The organism is Flavobacterium collinsii (genome assembly GCF_902804485.1).
Classification (GTDB): domain Bacteria; phylum Bacteroidota; class Bacteroidia; order Flavobacteriales; family Flavobacteriaceae; genus Flavobacterium; species Flavobacterium collinsii.
This window is the reverse complement of record NZ_CADCST010000005.1, coordinates 355-1493: the sequence shown is the minus strand read 5'-3', so window position 1 is coordinate 1493 and position 1139 is coordinate 355. Positions and strand designations below refer to the sequence as shown.

The window sequence follows — 1139 nt, the reverse complement described above, 5'->3', positions numbered from 1 at the left end:
TCAAGGAACACATAACATTACTTGGAGTTTTGATGATGGGAACGGTAATGTAGAAACAGCAGTTCAAAAAGTTATCGTAAAAGACACTCAGAAACCGACTATTACGTGTCCAACTAATGTGACTGTTTTGGCGGATGCTGGTTCATGTATGGCTACCGGAGTTGCTTTAGGAACTCCAACAACAAGTGATAACTGCTCAGTAACGGTGACTAATGACGCCCCATCAAGCTTCCCAATCGGTATCACTACTGTAACGTGGACGGCTAAAGATGTGGCTGGAAATATAGAAACTTGTACGCAAACGGTGAAAGTAATTGGACCAATCAAAGCTAATGAAGATCGTGTAACATCCTTTAATGGAATTCTGGGAGGAATCGCAGTTCCAAGTGTTCTGGACAATGACTCTCTGAACTGTAAAAATGTAGTCAGTAATGAAGTTATAATTACTTCGACTACAACGTTACCTTCAAATTTAAATTTTGACACTAATACAGGAGCCGTTACAGTTCAGCCAAATACGCCAACTGGAACTTACACTTTTGATTATCAGATTTGCGAGGTTGCAAATCCAACAGCAAACTGTGCAACAACTACAGTTACTATTATTGTGCAAAATCCAATCGTAGCCAACATTGACAATACCTACCCAGTTCAAACACCGGGTACAACAACGGCAACCACAGTTGGAAACGTAACAGCAAACGATACCCTAAACGGACAGCCGGTAACAGCAGCCAATACCAGTGTAACCCCAATCAAAACAGGTCCATTGAGCATTGATGCAGACGGAGTATTAACCTTAGATCCAAACACTGTATCGGGCACGTACCAAATCACTTATACTATTTGTGAAGACGGTGCAACCCCTGTAAATTGTTCAACGACTACTGCTACAGTTGAAGTTAAAAATCCAATCGTAGCCAACATTGACAATACCTACCCAGTTCAAACACCGGGTACAACAACGGCAACCACAGTTGGAAACGTAACAGCAAACGACACCCTAAACGGACAGCCGGTAACAGCAGCCAATACCAGTGTAACCCCAATCAAAACGGGTCCATTGAGCATTGATGCAGACGGAGTATTAACCTTAGATCCAAACACTGTATCGGGCACTTACCAAATCACTTATACTA

Annotated in this window: 1 protein-coding gene; it reads left to right on the top strand. The window is 42.1% G+C overall.

Annotated elements, in window-relative coordinates; all coding sequences use genetic code 11:
- Window positions 1-1139, top strand: a 1139-nt coding sequence (locus FLA105534_RS00030; RefSeq protein ID WP_173964021.1) for an HYR domain-containing protein, incomplete at both ends; no start/stop codon positions are given.